Below are 19,850 nucleotides of genomic sequence, written 5' to 3'. Positions count from 1 at the left end.
CAGACACGGCCGCGTGGGGTTCAGCGGATCGCGTCGTCCGGCAGCAGCGCGTGCACTCCCCACACCTGGTTGGCCACCTGCGTCACCCGCAGATCGACCGTCGTACTCGCCAGCGCGAGCGCCGTCGACCGCTTGACCCCGTACAGCGCCGTCATCCATGTCAGCATCGCGTCGAGAGCCCGCGCCGAGGCCTCGTTGAGGTCGGCGTCGAAGCCGAAGGTGATCCGGCCCGCCGGGGTGACCGCGTGGGGCGTGGGGAGCGGCGGGGACGGCAGGAGGTCGACGGTGAGCCGGGTGGTCATGCCGCACTCGACCGCCGTGCCGGAGACCTCGCCGTCACCCTGCGCGGCATGGCCGTCGCCGATGCTGAGCAGCGCGCCCGGCACGGTGACGGGGAGGAACAGGGTGGATCCGGCGACCAGTTCGCGGCAGTCGATGTTGCCGCCGCCGAGGGTGCGGGGCGGCGTCGTGGAGTGCTCGCCCGGTTCGTCCGGGGGTGTGCCGACGACGCCGAGGAAGGGCGCGAGGGAGATGGTGTGACCGTACTGGTCGGTCCCGGTTCCCTTGTCGGCGTCGAGGTCCCACGTGAGCCACTCGGCGTCCTCGCCGGTCACGCCGAGCCGGCGGTTGAGCGGGGTGTCGGACGACGCCGCCGCGGTGAAGCCCCACGCGTCGGGGCGCAGGGACTCCAGCCGTACGGCGAGAGCCATGCCGGGCTCCGCGCCACGCACCGCGATGGGTCCGACCAGGCAGTGGCCGCGCTGCTCGCCGAACATGCGCGGCACGGACTCGTCCGCCGTACGGCGGCGCTCCAGATGGCCCGAGCAGTCGAGCGTGTGGACGGTGAGGGTGTCGCCGGGGTCGACCGTGAGCACCGGGGGCAGCTCGCGCGAGAAGACATTGCTCACCGTGCCGGGCACGGAGTCCAGGAGGTGCTCGGCCACGGTGGGAGGTCCCTTCGGTCGGCGCGGGTCCGTCCCAGCCTCGCACAGAGGCCGCTCGCGCGGCACGGGGCGGTGTCCCGGGCCGCGCGCGGTGCCTCAGCCGCGGTGCACGGTGAACTCGTCCCGGCGTACGCGCAGTACCGTCCTGCCGCCCTCGGTCGAGACACGGGCGCCCTCGCACCGCGCCGTGCCCTCGACCGCGACGACCGACTCGCCGCCGGGCGCCCCGAGTGCCCGGAAGGTCGCCCGGCCGTCGGCGGCGCCGGTGAGCTCCGCCGTCGCGTACGCGACGCGCAGGCCGCCCGCGTCCAGTCCGAGTGGCAGGATCGCCGCCGTCCGGCCCGGCAGGCGCAGTTTCTCGCCGCCGAAGAGGGGCTTGCCCCTCTCGGTGACGGTGAAGTCCTGGTCGTAGCCCGAGGAGACGTTGAAGGCGTGCAGCAGCCGGCCGCGCTCGCCGTCCGCCGTCGTCAGCAGGAAGACCCCCGGGTCGGTCGCGCTGTGCCGGATCGCGGGGGCGGCGTCCAGGGCGTGGAACGCGCGTCCCCAGAAGGCCAGGTCGCACTGGTAGTCCGTGGTGATCACCACGGCCCGCCCGCGCCCGAGGGGGATGTCGAAGCCACAGCCCTTGCCGGTGGACAGTTCGCGCAGCACCGTCCTGCCCCGGGTGGGCTCGCACAACTGGGCGCGTGACAGGCGTACTTCAGGAAGCGGCGCCGCCCAGTCGTGGGCGGTGACCGACAGCCAGAAGCGGTTCGCGTCGGTGAGCGTGGAGCCGGCCTTCAGGCCCAGCGCGTCCGCGAGCACGGTGCAGCGCTTGTCGGCCATGTCCTTGACCGGCAGCCGCCCCGACAGGAGCAGCTTTCCGCCGGCCTCCGTGTAGCGGACCAGGCGCCGCTGGAGCTCGGCCCCCAGATGCTCGCCGGTGGCCAGCGCGATCACCGGTACGGCCTCCGGGTCCGGATCGCCCGCCTGGAGGTTGACGCTCGGGTAGCGGAAGCCGCCGAGCAGCATCGCGCGGGCCAGGGAACCGCGCGGGCCGGCGCCGCGGGTGTTCACCGCCTCGTCCAGCACCCTCTGTACGGAGGCCAGCTCCGGCGGGTGGTACTCGGTCAGATAGTGATCCGGTACGAAACCGAGCGCCACCTCGTCGTACGTCGGACGCATCGGCGCGAGGACGTCGGCGAGCCCGCCCATCGCGCGTACCGTCTCGCGAGTCGACGCGTAGCTGACCCCCGGCCGGCCCTCGGGGTCGACGGGCGCGGCGAAGCCGTGGCGCTCGCCGGTGATGCCGATCCGGTCGTTCCCGTCGCCCGTCGGCTTGTCGAGCTTCGGGTTGAACCCGCCCGCGAACAGGTAGTAGTTGAGCATTTTCGCGCCCTGCGCGACACAGAGACGGGTCTTCAGATCGACACCGGACGGGCTGGTCTGGCTGTCCATGTTCTGCCCGTAGTCGGCGTGCCCCGCGTCGAACTCCAGCGCCGTGACGGGCTGGTCCTTGTCGTTGACGGCGTCCATGAAGGCGTTGACGAGGTAGAGGTCGGTGACGTTGCGCAGGGTCAGATCGCCGAGGTAGAAGTCGGCGCCGGAGATCGTGCCGCCGATCCCCGCGTAGGTCTCCATGAGCTGGCTGATGCCGATGGGGAACGGTTCGGCGCGGCTGTCCGACGTGCCGTGGATGTTGATCAGGAACGGGACGCCGGTGACGCCGTACTCCTCGGCCGCCGCGCGTAGTTCGGCGACGTACCGCGCGAAGCGGCCCCGCATGAAGCGGCCCAGATCGTGCATCAGCGCGGCGCCGTACGCGTCCTTCGGGTGCCGGATCGCCTTGCGCCGCCCGGCGAGGTCCTCGCTCGCGAAGGGGTAGCGGTCGCCGAGCGCGTCCCCGTACTCCTTGCGGAGCCAGCCGTCGAAGTCGGCGGTCACATGGTCGGTGAGGTCGGGCGAGTTGCTGACCCAGGCCAGCATGCCGATCTCGTTGTCGAGCTGTACGGAGATGACGGGCCCGCCCTTGCCGTGCAGGCGCTCGGCGAGGACCGGCATCACCGCCGCGTACCAGTGGCGCGTCTCCTTGAGGAAGGCGGGCGCGAGGTAGTCGACGGTGGGGGTGGTGGCGGGAGCGTCGTTCCAGCCGGTGGAGACGATCTCGGGGTGGTCCTCGCGGACGCGCTCGGGGACGCCCTCGCCCTTCAGCTCGGCCATGGTGAAGGGGCCGGGCCGGGCGATGAAGAGGAAGCCGTTGCGGTGGCAGAGGTCGATGAAGGCGCCGAGGTCGCGCTCGGGGCGGGTACGGCCGGTGACGTCGATCGTGCCGTCGGGCAACTCGTGCCACATCCAAGGGATGTACGAGGCGATGGTGTTGAGGCCGGCGGCCTTGGCGCGGTCGAGCCTGGACTGCCAGTCCGCCCTCTTGAGCCGGAAGTAGTGGATCTCCCCGGCGAGTACGAGCACGGGCTCCCCGCCGATGAGGATCTGCTTGTTCCGGTACGAGACGGAGCCGGCCGGGGTGGTGTCGCCGGGCGCGACGGGGCCGGCCGGGGTCGCCCCGGCCTCCGGGGCGGACAGGCCGACGGTGGCGAGCGTACCGAGGGCGGCTCCGCCCAGGACGGTGCGGCGGCGTGGGGCGGGGGCGGCATGCGTCATGGCGTCGCACTTCCTCGGGGGAGAGCAGAACGGGGGCGGCTCGACGGAGCGGGCGGCAGCAATGTATGCGCTGCCTGTATGCGCATACATGCACCCTGGGGCAGTGCCCCACGAGCCACAAGGGCCCGTCTGATCACGCTTGGGTAACGGGAGGCGGCCGACGGAAACAGCTCCGCCGACCGGCCGGTGGGTACGACCGGCGGGTCGGCGGATCAGCGAATTGCGGGCCGGCGGGTCAGGCGGTCAGGGCTCCCGTGCGCCGTACCGTCGTCGCGATCGTGGCCGAGCCGACCACGCGCGTGCCGTCGTAGAGCACGATCGCCTGGCCCGGGGCCACGCCCCGTACGGCCTCCGCGAAGTCGACGCGCAGGGTGCCGTCGACCAGTTCGGCCGTGACAGGGGTCTCGTCGCCGTGGGCGCGCAGCTGGGCCGTGTAGGCGCCGGGGCCGGCCGGGGCCGTACCGCCGCACCAGCGGGGCTTGATCGCCGTCAGGGCGGTGACGTCGAGGGCGGCGGCGGGACCGACCGTCACGCGGTTGTCCACGGGCGAGATGTCCAGCACGTACCGCGGCTTGCCGTCCGGCGCCGGGTGGCCGATGCGCAGGCCCTTGCGCTGGCCGATGGTGAACCCGTGCGCGCCGTCGTGCGTACCGACCTTGGCCCCCGACTCGTCCACGATGTCCCCCTCGGCCCTGCCGAGACGGCCGGCGAGGAAGCCTTGGGTGTCGCCGTCGGCGATGAAGCAGATGTCATGGCTGTCGGGCTTCTTCGCGACGGCCAGATCGCGGCGCTCGGCCTCCGCGCGGATCTCTTCCTTCGTGGTGAGGGTGTCCCCGAGCGGGAACATGGCGTGCGCGAGCTGGCGCTCGTCCAGCACACCGAGCACGTACGACTGGTCCTTGGCCATGTCACTCGCCCGGTGCAGCTCACGGGTGCCGTCGGGGGCGGTGACGACCGTCGCGTAGTGGCCGGTGCAGACGGCGTCGAAGCCGAGCGCGAGCGCCTTGTCGAGCAGCGCCGCGAACTTGATCTTCTCGTTGCAGCGCAGACACGGGTTCGGGGTGCGCCCGGCCTCGTACTCGGCGATGAAGTCCTCGACGACATCCTCACGGAAGCGCTCGGCGAGGTCCCATACGTAGAAGGGGATACCGATGACGTCGGCGGCCCGCCGCGCGTCACGGGAGTCCTCGATGGTGCAACAGCCCCGCGCGCCCGTACGGAACGACTGCGGGTTCGCGGAGAGCGCGAGATGGACACCGGTGACGTCGTGACCGGCTTCCACGGCGCGGGCGGCGGCGACGGCGGAGTCCACGCCGCCGGACATGGCGGCGAGCACACGGAGAGGGCGCTGGGGTGTCTGAGTCATAGCCACACCAGCGTAAGGGTGCCGGGGAACCAGAGTCGCGCGAGTATCCGTTGTCGGTCCATGGGCAACAGAAGGCGGGGCGCCGTGAACGGCGGGACTCCGGGTGCGGGCGGCTCGGACGAGGGCGGGAGCCCGGTCGGCGAGGGGCGGACGGACGGCGGGGGACGAGGGAGCGGGCGGCCGACGGTCGGTCGGCGCACGCTGCTGCTGGGCGGCGCCGCCGTGCTGGTGGGCGGCGGGGCGGTCGCGGTCGTGGCGGGCCAGGATCAGGCGACGCGGCTCTGGTACCGGGTGCCGGGGGTGGAGAAGCCGCGGAAGCCGGGTGAGCTCGATCACGCGGGCGCGGAGTGGGTGGCGGCGTCCTCGGCGAACTGGCGCCGGGCGGACCGGCCCGACGACTACACGGTGGACCGGGTGATCATCCACGTGGTGCAGGGCAGCTACCGGACGGCGCTCAAGGTCTTCAAGGACCCGGCGCACCAGGCGGCCACGCACTACGTGGTGCGCAAGGACGGGCATGTCGCGCAGATGATCCGCGAGCTGGACGTGGCGTACCAGGCGGGGAACCGCTCGTACAACGAACGCGGCATAGGCATCGAGCACGAGGGGTTCGTGGACCGGCCGGAGGACTTCACGGACGCGATGTACGCGGCGTCGGCGAAGCTGACGGCGGGGATCTGTGCGCGGTACGGGATGCCGGTCGACCGGGAGCACATCATCGGGCACGTGGAGGTACCGGGAACGGACCACACGGACCCGGGGCCGCACTGGGACTGGGACCGGTACATGAAGCTGGTGCGGGCGGAGGCGGCGCGGGCGGAGGCGGCGCCGACGGAGGGGCCGAGCTGAGGCGTGTCGGCGCGTGCGGGCCTGTGCCTGGCTGGGGTCGGCCTCAAACGCCGGCCGGGCTGGGGGTGGTCCCGGTGGTTGCCGGGTGCCCGCGGGGTCGCCTGCGGCGGGTTCGCGTGCGGGTTCGTGCCTGGCCGGGGTCGGCCTCAAGCGCCGGCCGGGCTGGGGGTGGTCGCGGTGGTTGCCGGGTGCCGCTCCGGGGTCATGCCCGGACGGCGTGATTTACGCCGCGTGCACCCCTCGTTGGACCCGAAGAGACCGGGTTGTCCACGCGGCACAAATCAGCCTGAGTGTCCGGACACGACCCCTGCGCGTCCCCCTTCCCCGCGCGGGCCGGAGGAGCTTGAACAGCGCCACGCGACAGCCGGAGGGGGGCGGGGTCGCAGGAGGGGTGTGTTCGGACACTCAGGCTGATTTGTGGCGCGTGAACAAGAACGCCACAGCGGGACCAACGAGCCCCGCACGCGCCGTAAATCACGCCGTCCGGACATACCCCTCCGGAGACCCCGAACCCCGCCCGTCGGCAGACAACCGCAACCGGGCAACCCAGCAACCCGCACCCAAGAGCGCGCGCCGGACGGCGACCTAGCTCAGCCCCGCGTTCCGCGCCCGCCGCACCGCCGGGCCGATCGCCGTGGCGACCGCCTTGACGTCGGCCTCCGTAGAGGTGTGACCGAGGGAGAACCGGAGCGTGCCGCGCGCCAGTTCGGGGTCGGTGCCCGTCGCCAGCAGTACGTGGCTGGGCTGGGCGACCCCCGCCGTACAGGCCGAGCCGGTCGAGCACTCGATGCCCTGCGCGTCCAGCAGCAGGAGCAGCGAGTCGCCCTCGCACCCCGGAAAGCTGAAGTGGGCGTTGGCGGGCAGGCGGTCGACCGGGTCTCCGCCGAGGATCGCGTCCGGCACCGCCTTCCGTACGGAGGCGATCAACTCGTCGCGCAGGGCGCCGATGTCGCGCGCGAACTCGCCGCGCCTCTCGGCGGCGAGCCGCCCGGCGACCGCGAACGCCGCGACGGCGGGGACGTCGAGGGTGCCCGAGCGCACATGGCGTTCCTGGCCGCCGCCGTGCAGAACGGGCACGGGGGTGTACTCGCGGCCGAGGAGCAGCGCGCCGACGCCGTAGGGGCCGCCGATCTTGTGGCCGGTGACGGTCATCGCGGCGAGCCCGGACGCCCCGAAGTCGACCTCGGTCTGGCCGAACGCCTGGACGGCGTCCGAGTGCAGCGGAACGCCGAACTCGGCGGCGACCTCGGCGAGTTCGCGTACGGGGAGGATGGTGCCGATCTCGTTGTTCGCCCACATGACGGTGGCGAGGGCCACGTCGTCGGGGTCGCGTTCGATGGCCGCGCGCAGGGTCTCGGGCGACACCCTGCCGTATCCGTCGACCGCCAGATACTCGACGTTCGCGCCCTCGTGCTCGCCGAGCCAGTCGACGGCGTCGAGGACGGCGTGGTGCTCAACGGGGCTGGCGAGTACGCGTGTCCTGGCCGGATCGGCGTCGCGGCGGGACCAGTAGAGGCCCTTCACCGCGAGGTTGTCGGCCTCCGTGCCGCCCGAGGTGAAGACGACCTCGCTGGGCCGGGCGCCGAGGGCGTCGGCGAGCTCTTCGCGGGCCTCCTCGACGGTACGCCGGGCCCGCCGCCCGGCGGCATGCAACGAGGACGCGTTGCCGACGTCGGCGAACCGGGCGGTCATCGCCTCGATCGCCTCGGGAAGCATCGGGGTGGTCGCGGCGTGGTCGAGATAAGCCATGGTGTCGACGATTCTACGAGCCGCGGTGGGTGCCGGTCGCCGAGGGCGGGCATCGGACGGGGCGTCGCGGTGCGGTCGCGTCGCCGAGGGGTGCCGGCCCCGGCCCCGGGTGTCGCGCCCCCGGGCAGGTGGGGACCCCGCGCGATACGGAAACCGCCTCCGGAATGATGGACGCCATGACGGGTCGCAGCAGAAGAGCCGAGATGTTCGTCACCGCCGGACCCGACCGCCGGTTCGACACCCGTACCACCGGCGGCGAGCGCGCGATGCTCGGCGACTTCCTCGCCGCGCAGCGGGCGACGCTGGAGGTCAAGTGCGCGGGCCTGGCGGGCCCGGGGCTGTCGCGGCGCGCCGTACCGCCCTCCACGCTCTCGCTGCTCGGCCTGGTGCGCCACCTGGCCGACGTGGAGCGCCGCTGGTTCCGCGCCGTCCTCGCCGGGCAGGACGCGCCGCTCCGCTTCTCCTCCGAGGCCGCCCCGGACGGCGACTTCGACGGCGCCGTCCCCGACCCGGACGTGGTCGCCGCAGCCTGGGCGGCCTGGCGCGAGGAGGTGGCCTTCGCGGACCGGTTCGTGGCGGCGGCGCCGAGCCTCGACGTCGTGGGCGAGGACGGGTGGCGCGGAACGGTGTCGCTGCGCTGGGTGCTGGTCCACATGATCGAGGAGTACGCCCGGCACAACGGCCACGCCGATCTGCTCCGCGAGAGGACCGACGGCGCGCGCGGGGTGTGACGGCGCCTGCCGGTCCCGGCCGTTGCCGGACCCCGCAACCAGCCCGGCCCGTATGCGTGGATGGACCCTCGGCAGCGCGATCGGTGACGTCAGGTGGGACGTTCTCCTGCTGCTGCGCGGCACGCGGCGGCACCCCGCGCCGGCCGAACTGCCCCCGGCCCTGGCCGACTTGCTCCGTCCGACGGAAGGGGCCGGTCCGGCCCGGTGACGCTAACGCGCCCCCGGCACCCTGGGCTCCCGGGGTGCCCTGGCCAGTTGGCGGGCCTGGGCCACCAGGCGGTCCGCGCTGTCCCAGACGTCCACGTCCTCCTCCAGATAGCCGCCGGCCAGGTTCCGCGTGGTCGCGAAGACTCTCAGCGGCCCCGGCGCGGGGCGGCAGCGGATGTGCGTGGTCAGTTCGACGGTCGGGGTCCAGCCCTTGAGCCCGAGCTCGAAGGCGGTCGGCGGGAAGGCGTCCACCGTGAGCAGCAGCGAGAGCGGGTCCGGCTCGCGGCCGTCGGCCAGCGTGAACCAGCCGCGCATCTCGCCCTTGCCGGACGGGGCGCCGATCGCCCAGCCCGCGGTCGCCGGGTCCAGCCTGACCGTCACCCGACGCGAGAAGTCCGAGTCGCCCGGAAAGGCGGCGGGCCCGTCCTCCGTACCGAGGCACCGCTCGGAGGGAGGCAGCGCGGGCGGCTTGACCAGGGTGCGGACGTCGTCGCCGAGCGAGTCCAGCGAGCCGTACGCGGCGATGACCCGTACGCGTTCGACCTCGGTGCCGTCCGCCTCGTACTGGAAGAGCGACGCCTGTCCGGTGGCCAGGCTCCGGCCGCTCCGCACCGGCTCCGTACGGACGACCGCGGGACCGGGCCTGGACGGGGTCAGATAGTGGGCGGTGACCGTGAACGGATCGGGGTGCGGCAGCGCGTCACGCAGGGCACGGGCCACGATCGCCAGCAGATAGCCGCCGTTGACGGCGGAGAGGATCGCCCAGCCCTCGGAGAGGTCGGCGTCGTAGACGCCCGGTGCGCGAAGGGAGACGGAGGTGTCGCGGTCGAATTCGCTGCCCGCGCTGATGGTCTGCGCTGCCTGTGACATGACCAGAACGGTACAACACCGCCTTACTGAGCGGTAGCTTAGATGTTCGGTTCCGACCGCTCCTCGGCGGCCGTCGAGCGGCGGTTGTACGCGCGCGGGGCCCGCCAGTGGAAGCGCGTCGCCAGCAGTCGCAGCGTGAACGCGGTGACGACCGCGAGGCCGCTCGTCGGCCCGTTCAGCGCGTCGAGCCGGATGAAGACCACCACCATCGTGGCGCCGACGATCGCGGGCACCGCGTACAGGTCGCGGTCCCAGCGCAGCAGGGACGGGACCTCGTTGGCGAGGACGTCGCGCAGGACGCCGCCGCCCGCCGCCGTGGCGAGACCGAGCGCGGCGGACGCGGTGAGGCCGAGCCCGTGCTCGTACGCCTTCACGGTGCCCGTCACACAGAACAGCCCGAGCCCGGCCGCGTCGAAGACGTTCACCGCGCCCTGGATGCGTTCGACGTGCGGGTGCAGGAAGAAGACCAGGACCGTGGCGACCAGCGGCATGGTGAAGTAGCCGAGGTCGGTGAAGGCGGCGGGCGGTACGGCTCCGATGATCAGGTCCCGGAGCAGACCGCCGCCCAGCCCGGTGACCTCGGCGAGCACGGCTATGCCGAAGACGTCGAAGTTCTTGCGGACGGCCAGCAGTGCGCCGGATATCGCGAAGACGAAGATCCCGGCGAGATCGAGCGAGTGCTGGACGGAGGGGTTGAACAGTTCCTCGAACACCCGACAGTTGTACACCGAGGGCGGAGCACCAGGTCAGGAGCGTGCGGAGCAGAGCCAGGACCGGCCCGGGCCCTCCCGCCTCAGCCCCCGGCTCGGGCCGTCTCCGTCCCTGGCACCCCGCTCACACCGTCTCCGGCTCCGTCTCCGTCACCGCCGCGATCCCCGTCGCCCTCGTCCGTCCCACCGTCCCCGCCTCGATCTCCGCCGCGAAGTGGCACGCCACCCGGTGCCCGTCCCCCACCACCGTCAGCTCCGGCCGCTCCGTCGCGCACCGCGTCTCCTGCTTCCACGGGCAGCGCGTATGGAACCGGCACCCCGCCGGCGGGGCCGCCGGCGACGGCAGGTCGCCGTGGAGCAGGATGCGTTCGCGGCGGTCCTCCACGTCCGGGTCGGGCACGGGCACGGCCGACATCAGCGCCTTCGTGTACGGGTGCCTCGGCGCCGCGTACAGCGCGTCGCTCGGCGCCTCCTCCACCAGCGAGCCCAGATACATCACGCCGATGACGTCCGAGATGTGCCGGACGACGGCCAGGTCGTGGGCGATGACGAGATACGTCAGCCCCTTGGACTCCTGGAGCTCCTCAAGGAGGTTGATCACCTGTGCCTGGATGGAGACGTCGAGCGCGGAGACCGGCTCGTCGCAGATGATCACGTCCGGATCGAGGACGAGCGCCCGCGCGATGCCGATGCGCTGGCGCTGACCGCCGGAGAACTCGTGCGGGTAGCGGGAGAGCGCGTTGGTCGGCAGGCCCACCTCCGCGAGGATCTTCTTGATCCGCTCGCGGCGTTCCTCCTGGTCCGCGCCGATGCCGTGCGCGGCCATGCCCTCGGAGAGGATCGACTCGATGTTCTGGCGGGGGTTCAGGCTGCCCAGCGGGTCCTGGAAGACCATCTGGAGACGGTGCCGGATCTTCCGCATCTCCTCGCCGGGCAGCTTCGCCAGATCCGTACCGTCGAAGACGACCTCGCCCTCGGTGATGTCGACCAGGCGCAGGACGGCGCGGCCGAGGGTGGTCTTGCCGCAGCCGGACTCGCCGACCAGGCCGTACGTCTGTCCCGCCTCGACCTTCAGCGAGACACCGTCGACGGCGTAGACGTGGCCGACGGTACGGTCGAAGAAGACGCCCTTCCTGACGGGGAAGTGGACCTTCACACCGTCCAGTTCGAGCAGACTCATCAGGAGACCTCCGCCGCGTCCGTCGGGAGGACGGGATTGACACAGCGCACCTGGTGGCCCCGGGCGCGTGGTTCGGTGAGTTCCGGTGTGCCCGTCAGACACTCCATCGTGTAGAAGTCGCACCGGGGCGCGAACGCGCAGCCGTCGGCCCACGCTATCTTGTCGTTGATCGATCCGCGGATCGGTCTGAGCGGATCGCCGCGCGGGGCGTCGAGGCGCGGGATGGAACCGAGCAGCCCGTGCGCGTACGGATGGGTCGGATGCCTGAACAGTTCGCGGCGGCCCGCCGTCTCCACCGCGCGCCCCGCGTAGAGCACATTGACCTGGTCGCACAACCCGGCGACGACGCCCAGGTCATGAGTGATCATCAGGAGCGCCGTGCCCTGCTGGTCCACCAGCTCCTTGAGGAGTTCGAGGATCTGGGCCTGGATGGTGACGTCGAGCGCCGTCGTCGGCTCGTCGGCGATCAGCAGGCGCGGCGCGCAGGCGACGGCCATCGCGATGAGCGCGCGCTGCCGCATCCCGCCGGAGAGCTGGTGCGGGTACTCCTTCAGCCGCCGGTCCGGGTCGGGGATTCCCACCCGGTCGAGCAGTGAGGCGGCCTCCTTGCGGGCCGGCTCGCCCTTCAGCCCCCGGTGGCGGCTCAGGACCTCGGTGACCTGGACACCGATGGGGACGACCGGGTTGAGCGAGGAGAGCGGGTCCTGGAAGATCATCGCGATCTGACTGCCGCGCAGGTCACGGATCTTCCTCTCACCCATGGAGAGCAGGTCCGCCCCGTCGAACTCCGCGCGCCCGCCGACGCTCACCCCCTTGCGCGGGAGCAGACCCATCAGGGCGAGCGCCGTCACGGACTTGCCGCAGCCCGACTCGCCCACCAGGCCCACGACCTGGCCCTCGTCGACGTCGAAGGAGACACCGTCGACGGCCCTCGTGTCGCGGGGGCCTCCGGCGCCACCCGTACCCCGGCCCTTGCCCCGACCCGTACCGTGCCCCGCGAACGTGACCGACAGGGCGTCAACCGACAGTAGCGACATGGGACTTCAGCCTCGCAGCTTCGGGTCGAGGGCTTCCCGCATCGCCTCACCGAGCAGGGTGAAGCCGAGAGCGGTGACGATGATCCCGACCGCCGGATACACCGACATCATCGGCGCGTTGTCGAAGAACCGCTGTGCCTGCGACAGCATCACGCCCCACTCGGGGATCGCGGGGTCCGGATTGCCGAGGCCCAGATAGGACAGGGCGGCGGCCTCGATGATCGCGGTGGCGAGGCTGAGCGTCGCCTGGACGATCACGGGGCTGAGCGAGTTCGGCATGATCTGGGTGAGGACGATACGGCGTTTGCGGATGCCCACCGCCTTCGCGGCCAGCACATAGTCCGAACTGCCCTGCGCGAGCATCGAGCCGCGCAACAGCCGTGCGAACACCGGCACTTGGACCACGCCCACCGCGATCATCACCGTGGTCAGCGACTGGCCCAGCACGGCCGCCACGGAGACGGCGAGCAGCAGCGAGGGCAGCGCCAGCATGATGTCGGTGACGCGCATGATGACGGTGTCCACGCGCTTGCCCGGCTCCCCGCCGAGCGTCGCCGCCGCGCCCGACACGGCGCCGATGACCGCGCCGGCCACCAGCCCGATGAGCATCGACACGACGCCGACGAGCAGGGTCTGCCGGGCGCCGACGAGCATCCGGGAGAACTCGTCACGGCCGAGGTGGTCGAGACCGAACCAGTTCTCGCCGCGCGGTCCGACGAAGCGTCCCTGGTTGGGGAAGACCTCGCCGCGCCACTCCTGGGCCGTGGGGCTGTACGGGGCGAGCCAGGGGCCGACGATCGCGATCAGCACGAACAGGCCGATCACCACTCCGCCGATGACCGCCGTCTTGCTGGTGCGCAGCCGCCGGAACGCCTCGCGCCACAGTCCGGCGCCCGAGGTGGTCTCGGTCCGCTCGGTGAGCCGCGCGAGCCGGTCGATCCTGTCGGCCCTGCTCGTCGGCTTCGGGGAGGTGTCCGGGGTGCTGCTCGGGGAACTGTCGGGGGTCGCGTTCACGTCAGTGCACCCGCACTCTCGGGTCGATGAGGCTGTACGCCACGTCGACCAGCAGATTGATCAGGACGTACACCAGCGCGATGAAGAGGATGAAGCCGACGAGCACGGGATAGTCACGGGCGTCGATCGACGTACGGATGAACGACCCGATCCCGCCGAAGGTGAAGACCGACTCGGTGAGGACCGCGCCGGAGAGCAGGCTTCCCGTCAGCAGACCCACCGCCGTGATCACCGGCAGCAGCGCGTTGCGCAGGACGTGGCGGGCGCGTACGACCCGCTTGTCCAGGCCCTTGGACTCCGCCGTCCGTACGTAGTCCTCCCCCAGCACTTCGAGCACGCTGGCCCGGGTCATGCGCACGATGACGGCGAGCGGGATGGAGGCGAGCGCGACCGCGGGCAGCACCAGATGCATGATCGCGTCCCACGAGGCGTCGAACTCACCGGTCAACAGCCCGTCCAGCACGGCGAATCCGGTGACCTTCGTCGCGTCGATACCGGTCGACAGCCGGCCGTAGCTCGGGAAGATCCCGAGGTTGACGGCGAAGAGCCCCTTGAGGAGCAGGGCGAGGAAGAAGACCGGGATGCAGATGCCGAGCAGTGAGCCGGACACGGCCGTGACATCGAGCCAGCTGCCGCGCCGCCGGGCGGCGAAGTAGCCGAGCGGGACGCCGACGACGATCGCGAGGGCCATGGCGGCGACGCTGAGTTCGACGGTCGCCGGGAAGCGCAGGGTGAACTCCTCCCACACCGGTCGGCCGGTCTGGGTGGAGGTGCCGAGGTCGAGCTGGAGGATCCGCTTGATGAACCGTCCGTACTGGACCCACACCGGCTCGTCGAGCCCCAGCGCCCGGTTGATGCGCGCCACTTCGGCCTCGGTCGCCCTCTCGCCCAGGATCGCCGACGCGGGTCCGCCGGGCAGCCGGTTCAGCCAGAGGAAGAGCAGAACCGACAGACCGAGCAGGGTGGGTATCAGCTGCAGCAGTCGTCGTGCGACGAGTCTCAGCACCCCGCGTGCCCCTTTCAGACGTAGGTCGGGTCCGCCCGGCGGGGTTTCCGTGCTCCGCCGGCCGGGCGGACCCGCACTGGTGCTGTTACTTGAAGGACGTCTCCGCGAAGTTCTCCTGCGTCAGCGGGGAGACCTTCGGCGGATTGACGTCGGCCGCGAAGGCGATCGCCGGGGGCGACGAGGAGATCGGCACGCCCGGCAGATACGCCATGACCGTCTCGTTCGCCGTCTTGTAGAGCTCCGTGCGCTTGGTCACGTCCGTCTCGAGCGACGCGGCCCTCAGCGCGTCGAAGACGCCCTTGTCCTTGAAGCCCCACTGCTTGTCGTACTCGGCGAACCAGGTGCCGATGAAGTTGTAGCCGTCGTTGAAGTCACCGGTCCAGCCCAGCATGTGCAGTGCGCAGCCGCCGGCCTCGGTGGCGTCGATGTAGTCCGGCGCCCACTTCATGGGCTTGGGGGTGACGGTGATCCCGGCCTTCTCCAGGTCGGCCTTCATCAGCTCGAACATGTCCTGCGGGGCGGGCATGTACGGGCGGGTGACCTCGGTCGGGTAGCAGAACTCGATCTTCAGCGCGCTCTCGTCGGCCCCCGCGAGAAGCTGCTTGGCCTTGGCGGTGTCGAAGGGGTACTTCCGCACCGCGTCCGAGTAGCCGGCGACCGTGTCGGGCATGAACTGCGTCGCCGCGACGCCGCCCGCGGGCAGCTGGGTCTTGACCAGGTTCTCCCGGTCGATGGCGTGCGCGATGGCCTGGCGGACCTCGGGCTTCCGCAGCGCCTTGTTCTTCTCCTGGCTCATGCCGACGTAGAAGATGTTGAAGACGTCACGCGTGGGGACCTGGAAGCCGTCGCTCTCCAGCGTCTTCACATCGGCGGGCGCGACCAGGTCGTAGCCGTCGATGTCACCGGCCTGGAGGGCCTGGCGACGGCCGTCCTCGGTGTCGATGGTACGGAAGACGAGATTCTTGATCTTCGCCTTGGAGCCCCAGTAGTCGTCGTTACGCTCCAGCGAGACTTCCTTGTTGCCCTTGTTCCACTCGGTGATCTTGTACGGTCCGGTGCCGGCGACCGTCCCCGCCACCTGGCTGTACTTGGGGTACGTGATGGCGTCGCCCTTGGCGGTCGCGTCCTGCTTCGTGTACTCCTGAAGGGCCTTCGGCGAGTGGATCGCCAGCGCCTGGAGGGAGAAGCCGCCGGGCAGGTTCGCGGAGGGCTCGTTGACCTCGATGACGGCGGTGCTGTCGTCCTTGGCGGTGCAGGACTTGTAGTTCGCCTTCGGCGTCTCGGGGTCCTCGTTGGCCGCGAAGCCGCCCATGACGGTCTGCCAGTAGTAGGAGACCGCGCTGGACTGGTACGTGCCCTTCCAGTTGAACCAGTGGTCGTAATTGGCGCACACGGCCGCGGCGTCGAACTTCTCGCCGTCGTGGAACGTCACGTCCTTACGGAGGTTGAACGTCCAGACCGTGCCGGCCGCGTTGCTCGACCACTTCTCGGCGAGGGCCGGGGCCAGCTCGCTGCCGCCCGACTCGTGCTTCAGCAGCGCCTCGAAAGCCTGCCGGGTGACGCGGAAGGTCTCGCCGTCGCTGGCGAGGGCCGGGTCCAGCGAGCCGGGGTCACCGGGGCCGCCGAAGACGAAGGTGTCCTTCCCGCCGCCCGAGTCACCTTCCTCGTCGCGCTCGCTGGAACAGCCAGTGGCGATCAGCGCGACGGCCAAGGCCGTGACGATCGCCCCAGCGGCTCGGGACTTGAATATTCGCATGGTCCACCCCAGGGGTCCGGACGAGTCGAGAGCTCGGTCTTGACGGCCGAAGATTACATTCAAGAAAGTCCCGAATGAACAGGCCGCAATGCGGAGTTGCAGACCTGAGATCCGGACGGTCGACAAATGGACGGACTCCGGGGCATCGCGCGCCAACCAGTCAAGTCCTGCCAGGCGAGCCGTAGTTGGGGCGGGCGAACCGGGTGAACCTCCCGTACGACGCAGAAGCCCCCCGTCCGCATGGTGGACCGTGCGGGACGAGGGGCGTGCGTGTCGTACGGGGTAAAGAGACGGGTGGGCTACTCCTTGGTGAGCCCCTTCGGGGACCCGGAGGCCCCTTCGGAGGTGTCGGCGGCGGCCGGCTTCACGGCCTCCGCGTCATCGGCCGCCGGCTTCACGGCCTCCGCGTCATCGGCCGCCGGCTTCCCGGCCGCCGCGTCCGCGGCCACCGCGTCGCCCACGAGCGCGATCGCCTCGCGCGCCGACGCGAGCACGGTCGTGTCGTCCGGGATCTGGTCCGGCGCGTTCTCCGGGTGGTGGCAGGCCGCCTCGTGCCCCGGCTCCAGCTGGACCAGCGGCGGCTCCACCGTCCGGCACACCTCCGTCGCCTTCCAGCAACGGGTGTGGAACCGGCAGCCGCTCGGCGGCGAGATCGGCGACGGCACATCGCCCTTGAGCAGGATGCGCTCGCTCCTGACCCCGCGCCGCTTCGGGTCCGGCACCGGCACCGCGGACAGCAGCGCCTTCGTGTACGGGTGCATCGGCCGCTCGTACAGCGACTTGCGGTCCGACAGCTCGACGATCTTGCCGAGGTACATCACGGCGATCCGGTCCGAGACATGGCGGATGACCGAGAGGTCGTGCGCGATGATCACGTACGTGAGGCCGAGCTCGTCCTGGAGGTCGTCCAGCAGGTTCACCACCTGGGCCTGGATCGACACGTCCAGCGCGGAGACCGGCTCGTCGGCCACGACCAGCTTCGGGCTCAGCGCCAGGGCCCGCGCGATACCGATGCGCTGGCGCTGGCCGCCGGAGAACTCGTGCGGGTAGCGGTTGTAGTGCTCGGGGCTCAGACCCACCAGGCCCAGCAGCCGCTGGACCTCCTTCTTCACGCCGCCCTCGGGCTCCACGTTCTGGAGCTTGAAGGGCGCGCCGACGATCGTGCCGATCGTATGGCGCGGGTTCAGCGACGAGTACGGGTCCTGGAAGATCATCTGCACGTCGCGGCGGAGCGGACGGATCTTGCCCGCCGACATGTGCGTGATGTCGTGGCCCTGGAACTCGATACGCCCGTCGGTCGGCTCGTCCAGCCGTGTGATCAGCCGGCCCATGGTCGACTTGCCACAGCCGGACTCACCGACGATGCCGAGCGTCTCACCGGCGTGGACGTCGAAGGACAGCCCGTCGACCGCCTTGACGGCGCCGACCTGGCGTTGCAGCAGCCCCTTCTTGACGGGGAAGTGCTTGACCAGCCCCTCCACCCTCAGCAGAGGCTCCCCCGCCTTGTCTTTTTCCGGCCTGTCCGCCACAGCGGCATCCTTTGCGTTACTCACGGCGTCGGCGCTCACAGCTTCGGCGCAATCTCTTCGGTCCAGATCTTGGTCCGCTCCTCCTGCGTCATATGACAGGCGGAGTGGTGCCCGGCGCCGACCTGCTTCAGCTCGGGGCGCTCCGTACGCGTGATGCCGTCCTTGGGCACGTCGGCGTACGGGCAGCGCGGGTTGAAGGCGCAGCCTCCCGGCACGTTGATGAGCGACGGCGGCTGGCCCTTGACGGGGATGAGCCGTTCGGTCTGCTCACGGTCGATCCGGGGCATCGAGCCGAGCAGTCCCCAGGTGTAGGGGTGCTGCGGCTCGTAGAACACCTTCTCGGCCGGTCCACGCTCGACGGCCCGGCCGCCGTACATGACCAGCAGGTCGTCGGCCATCTCGGCGACGACCCCGAGGTCATGGGTGATCATGATGACGGCCGAGCCGAACTCCTTCTGCAGATCCCTGATGAGGTCGAGGATCTGCGCCTGGACGGTCACGTCCAGGGCGGTCGTCGGCTCGTCGGCGATGAGCAGTTCGGGGTTGTTGACCAGGGCCATCGCGATCATGGCGCGCTGGCGCATACCGCCGGAGAACTCGTGCGGATAGCTGTCGACGCGCTTGTGGGGCTCGGGGATGCCGACGCGGTCGAGCATCTCGACCGCCCGCGCGCGGGCGACCTTCTTGGTGACCTTGTTGTGGACGCGGTACGCCTCCACGATCTGGGCGCCGACGCGGTAGTACGGGTGCATCGCGGAGAGCGGGTCCTGGAAGATCATGGCCATCTTCCGGCCGCGCAGCCGCCGTACATGGTCGGGGTCGGCCCCGACCAGCTCCTCGCCGTCCAGCCAGACCTCGCCGGATATCGCGGCGTTGGCGGAGCGGTGCAGGCCCATCACGCCGAGCGAGGTGACCGACTTGCCGGAGCCGGACTCACCGACGATGCCGAGGGTCTTGCCGGCCTCGACGTCGAAGCTGACGCCGTCGACCGACTTCACCAGACCGTCGTCGGTGCTGAAGTGGATCTGGAGGTCACGTACGGAGAGGAAGGGCTTTCCCGCTTCGCCGGACCCGGCGGGCCCCTCGGCCCTGGAGACCACCGGCTCGCCCGGCGCGGACGCGGGACCGGGGACCCGTGCCGCGGACTGCTCCTTGGAAACCTCGCTCACGAGTACCTCACCCTGGGGTCGATGGCGGCGTACACCAGGTCCACCAGCAGATTGCAGAAGACGATGAAGAATGCGGCGAACAGGGTCACGCCCATCACGATCGGCAGGTCGGCGTCCTTCACCGACTGGATCGCGTACGAGCCCATGCCCTGGAGGGAGAAGACCTGTTCGGTGATGACGGCGCCGCCGAGGAGCAGGCCGAAGTCCATGCCGAAGATCGTGACGATGGGCGTCAGCGCGGACCGCAGTCCGTGCTTGGCGACGACCGTGCTCTCCCGCAGGCCCTTGGCCCGCGCCGTACGGATGTAGTCCTCCCCCATCACTTCCAGCATGCCGGCCCGGGTGAGCCTGGCGTACAGGGCGGAGTAGAGGAAGGCGAGGCTGCACCAGGGGATGACCAGGTTCCAGGCCCAGTCCGCCGGATTGTCGGCGAACGGGACGTAGTTGACCCCGTCCTCCCACAGTGGCCATTGGACGGTGAAGAGGGCCAGACCGAGCATGCCGGTGAAGAAGATCGGCAGCGAGACACCGGCCAGGGCCAGCGTCATGGCGAAGCGGTCGAAGATCGAGCCCCGCTTGAGCGCGGACAGGACACCGATGGCGACACCGGAGAGCAGCCAGATCACCGCGGCACCGATGGCCAGGGAGAACGTGATCGGCACCCGGTCCATCAGCTCGGGCCACACCTCGACGTGCGTCTTGAAGGAGTAGCCGAAGCAGGGCGCGTTGCAGATGGACGGGTCCGGGCCGAAGTTGTACTCGGCGCCGACGAAGATGCCCTTGATGAAGTCGAAGTACTGGGTGTAGAGGGGCTGGTCGAGCCCCAGGTTCGCCTTGACGGCGGCGATGGAGTCAGGGTTGGCGTCCTTACCGACGTACTGGACTGCCAGCTGGTCGATCGTCTGCCCACCGAGCCGTGGAACAAGGAAGAAGATCGCGAAGGTGACTGCGCTGACCACCAGCAACAGCATTACCGCGGCGATCACGCGTCGGATGATGTACGCAGTCACAGCCGATCGGCGCCGGGTCCGCCGGCCGGGGGTGTGCCGGCCCGCGCGCCCGCAGGCTTTAACAGGCGATAAGGGAGTTAGGG

The 19,850-nt window shown here is 70.8% G+C and carries 17 protein-coding genes; 3 read left to right on the top strand and 14 right to left on the bottom strand.

All coding sequences use genetic code 11. The features are described from left to right. Window positions 1–20 precede the first annotated feature (20 nt). The 3 genes from ACFWU9_RS29785 to mnmA form a co-directional block, all read right to left on the bottom strand. On the bottom strand, window positions 21–944 hold the full coding sequence (locus tag ACFWU9_RS29785; RefSeq protein WP_384323892.1) for an acetamidase/formamidase family protein: 924 nt from the start codon (window positions 942–944) through the stop codon (window positions 21–23). Between the two features lie 96 nt (window positions 945–1,040). Next, on the bottom strand, window positions 1,041–3,584 hold the full coding sequence (locus ACFWU9_RS29780) for a beta-galactosidase (RefSeq protein WP_384323890.1): 2,544 nt from the start codon (window positions 3,582–3,584) through the stop codon (window positions 1,041–1,043). 235 nt (window positions 3,585–3,819) lie between these two features. Further along, window positions 3,820–4,950, bottom strand: a complete 1,131-nt coding sequence (gene mnmA, locus ACFWU9_RS29775) for a tRNA 2-thiouridine(34) synthase MnmA (RefSeq protein WP_384323888.1) — start codon at window positions 4,948–4,950, stop codon at window positions 3,820–3,822. Between the two features lie 60 nt (window positions 4,951–5,010). Between mnmA and ACFWU9_RS29770 the strand changes: the two genes are divergently transcribed. Next, window positions 5,011–5,799 (top strand): N-acetylmuramoyl-L-alanine amidase, encoded by a 789-nt coding sequence (locus ACFWU9_RS29770; RefSeq protein WP_384323886.1) that lies wholly within the window; start codon window positions 5,011–5,013, stop codon window positions 5,797–5,799. A gap of 585 nt (window positions 5,800–6,384) precedes the next feature. Here the strand turns inward: ACFWU9_RS29770 and ACFWU9_RS29765 are convergent. Continuing rightward, window positions 6,385–7,548, bottom strand: a complete 1,164-nt coding sequence (locus tag ACFWU9_RS29765; RefSeq protein WP_384323884.1) for a cysteine desulfurase family protein — start codon at window positions 7,546–7,548, stop codon at window positions 6,385–6,387. Between the two features lie 176 nt (window positions 7,549–7,724). Here ACFWU9_RS29765 and ACFWU9_RS29760 point away from each other — a divergent pair, with 176 nt between their 5' ends. After that, window positions 7,725–8,279 (top strand): DinB family protein, encoded by a 555-nt coding sequence (locus ACFWU9_RS29760; protein WP_384323883.1) that lies wholly within the window; start codon window positions 7,725–7,727, stop codon window positions 8,277–8,279. Window positions 8,280–8,331: 52 nt separating this feature from the next. Continuing rightward, entirely contained in the window at window positions 8,332–8,487 is a 156-nt protein-coding gene (locus ACFWU9_RS29755) for a hypothetical protein (RefSeq protein WP_384323881.1), read from the top strand. A 2-nt stretch (window positions 8,488–8,489) separates the two neighbouring features. On the opposite strand, the gene ACFWU9_RS29750 is transcribed toward ACFWU9_RS29755, so the two are convergent. The 10 genes from ACFWU9_RS29750 to ACFWU9_RS29705 form a co-directional block, all read right to left on the bottom strand. Continuing rightward, window positions 8,490–9,356, bottom strand: a complete 867-nt coding sequence (locus ACFWU9_RS29750; RefSeq protein WP_384323879.1) for a thioesterase family protein — start codon at window positions 9,354–9,356, stop codon at window positions 8,490–8,492. A 38-nt stretch (window positions 9,357–9,394) separates the two neighbouring features. Further along, complete coding sequence (locus ACFWU9_RS29745) at window positions 9,395–10,069, bottom strand: trimeric intracellular cation channel family protein (protein WP_384323877.1); 675 nt, start codon at window positions 10,067–10,069, stop codon at window positions 9,395–9,397. Window positions 10,070–10,190: 121 nt separating this feature from the next. Continuing rightward, entirely contained in the window at window positions 10,191–11,246 is a 1,056-nt protein-coding gene (locus ACFWU9_RS29740; RefSeq protein WP_384323875.1) for an ABC transporter ATP-binding protein, read from the bottom strand. Continuing rightward, the gene (locus tag ACFWU9_RS29735) at window positions 11,246–12,283 is read right to left on the bottom strand and encodes an ABC transporter ATP-binding protein (protein WP_384323873.1); all 1,038 of its coding nucleotides are present in this window, start codon (window positions 12,281–12,283) and stop codon (window positions 11,246–11,248) included. The genes ACFWU9_RS29740 and ACFWU9_RS29735 overlap by 1 nt, the downstream gene beginning before the upstream one ends. A gap of 6 nt (window positions 12,284–12,289) precedes the next feature. Beyond that, window positions 12,290–13,222 (bottom strand): ABC transporter permease, encoded by a 933-nt coding sequence (locus tag ACFWU9_RS29730; protein ID WP_384323964.1) that lies wholly within the window; start codon window positions 13,220–13,222, stop codon window positions 12,290–12,292. Window positions 13,223–13,298: 76 nt separating this feature from the next. Beyond that, a complete protein-coding gene (locus ACFWU9_RS29725; protein WP_384323871.1) occupies window positions 13,299–14,303 on the bottom strand; it encodes an ABC transporter permease in 1,005 nt (334 codons plus the stop codon). An 85-nt stretch (window positions 14,304–14,388) separates the two neighbouring features. Continuing rightward, a complete protein-coding gene (locus ACFWU9_RS29720; protein ID WP_384323869.1) occupies window positions 14,389–16,059 on the bottom strand; it encodes an ABC transporter substrate-binding protein in 1,671 nt (556 codons plus the stop codon). A gap of 299 nt (window positions 16,060–16,358) precedes the next feature. Next, complete coding sequence (locus tag ACFWU9_RS29715) at window positions 16,359–17,612, bottom strand: ABC transporter ATP-binding protein (RefSeq protein WP_384323867.1); 1,254 nt, start codon at window positions 17,610–17,612, stop codon at window positions 16,359–16,361. 11 nt (window positions 17,613–17,623) lie between these two features. Then, window positions 17,624–18,757, bottom strand: coding sequence for an ABC transporter ATP-binding protein (locus tag ACFWU9_RS29710; protein WP_384323865.1), 1,134 nt, complete (start codon window positions 18,755–18,757; stop codon window positions 17,624–17,626). After that, window positions 18,754–19,767: an ABC transporter permease gene (locus ACFWU9_RS29705; protein ID WP_384323863.1), complete on the bottom strand. Its 1,014-nt coding sequence runs from the start codon at window positions 19,765–19,767 to the stop codon at window positions 18,754–18,756. The genes ACFWU9_RS29710 and ACFWU9_RS29705 overlap by 4 nt, the downstream gene beginning before the upstream one ends. Window positions 19,768–19,850 lie beyond the last annotated feature (83 nt).

The sequence above is a fragment of the Streptomyces sp. NPDC058653 genome (assembly GCF_042716895.1).
Lineage (GTDB): Bacteria > Actinomycetota > Actinomycetes > Streptomycetales > Streptomycetaceae > Streptomyces.
The sequence above is the reverse complement of the archived record's forward strand: the minus strand, read 5'-3'. Positions and strand labels throughout refer to the sequence as shown.

Bases quoted from the DNA above. Each gene is read 5' to 3' on its own strand.
- ACFWU9_RS29780 (WP_384323890.1), bottom strand. From the start codon at position 3,584: ATGACGCATGCCGCCCCCGCCCCACGCCGCCGCACCGTCCTGGGCGGA.
- mnmA (WP_384323888.1), bottom strand. From the start codon at position 4,950: ATGACTCAGACACCCCAGCGCCCTCTCCGTGTGCTCGCCGCCATGTCC.
- ACFWU9_RS29770 (WP_384323886.1), top strand. From the start codon at position 5,011: ATGGGCAACAGAAGGCGGGGCGCCGTGAACGGCGGGACTCCGGGTGCG.
- ACFWU9_RS29765 (WP_384323884.1), bottom strand. From the start codon at position 7,548: ATGGCTTATCTCGACCACGCCGCGACCACCCCGATGCTTCCCGAGGCG.
- ACFWU9_RS29760 (WP_384323883.1), top strand. From the start codon at position 7,725: ATGACGGGTCGCAGCAGAAGAGCCGAGATGTTCGTCACCGCCGGACCC.
- ACFWU9_RS29755 (WP_384323881.1), top strand. From the start codon at position 8,332: ATGCGTGGATGGACCCTCGGCAGCGCGATCGGTGACGTCAGGTGGGAC.
- ACFWU9_RS29750 (WP_384323879.1), bottom strand. From the start codon at position 9,356: ATGTCACAGGCAGCGCAGACCATCAGCGCGGGCAGCGAATTCGACCGC.
- ACFWU9_RS29740 (WP_384323875.1), bottom strand. From the start codon at position 11,246: ATGAGTCTGCTCGAACTGGACGGTGTGAAGGTCCACTTCCCCGTCAGG.
- ACFWU9_RS29735 (WP_384323873.1), bottom strand. From the start codon at position 12,283: ATGTCGCTACTGTCGGTTGACGCCCTGTCGGTCACGTTCGCGGGGCAC.
- ACFWU9_RS29720 (WP_384323869.1), bottom strand. From the start codon at position 16,059: ATGCGAATATTCAAGTCCCGAGCCGCTGGGGCGATCGTCACGGCCTTG.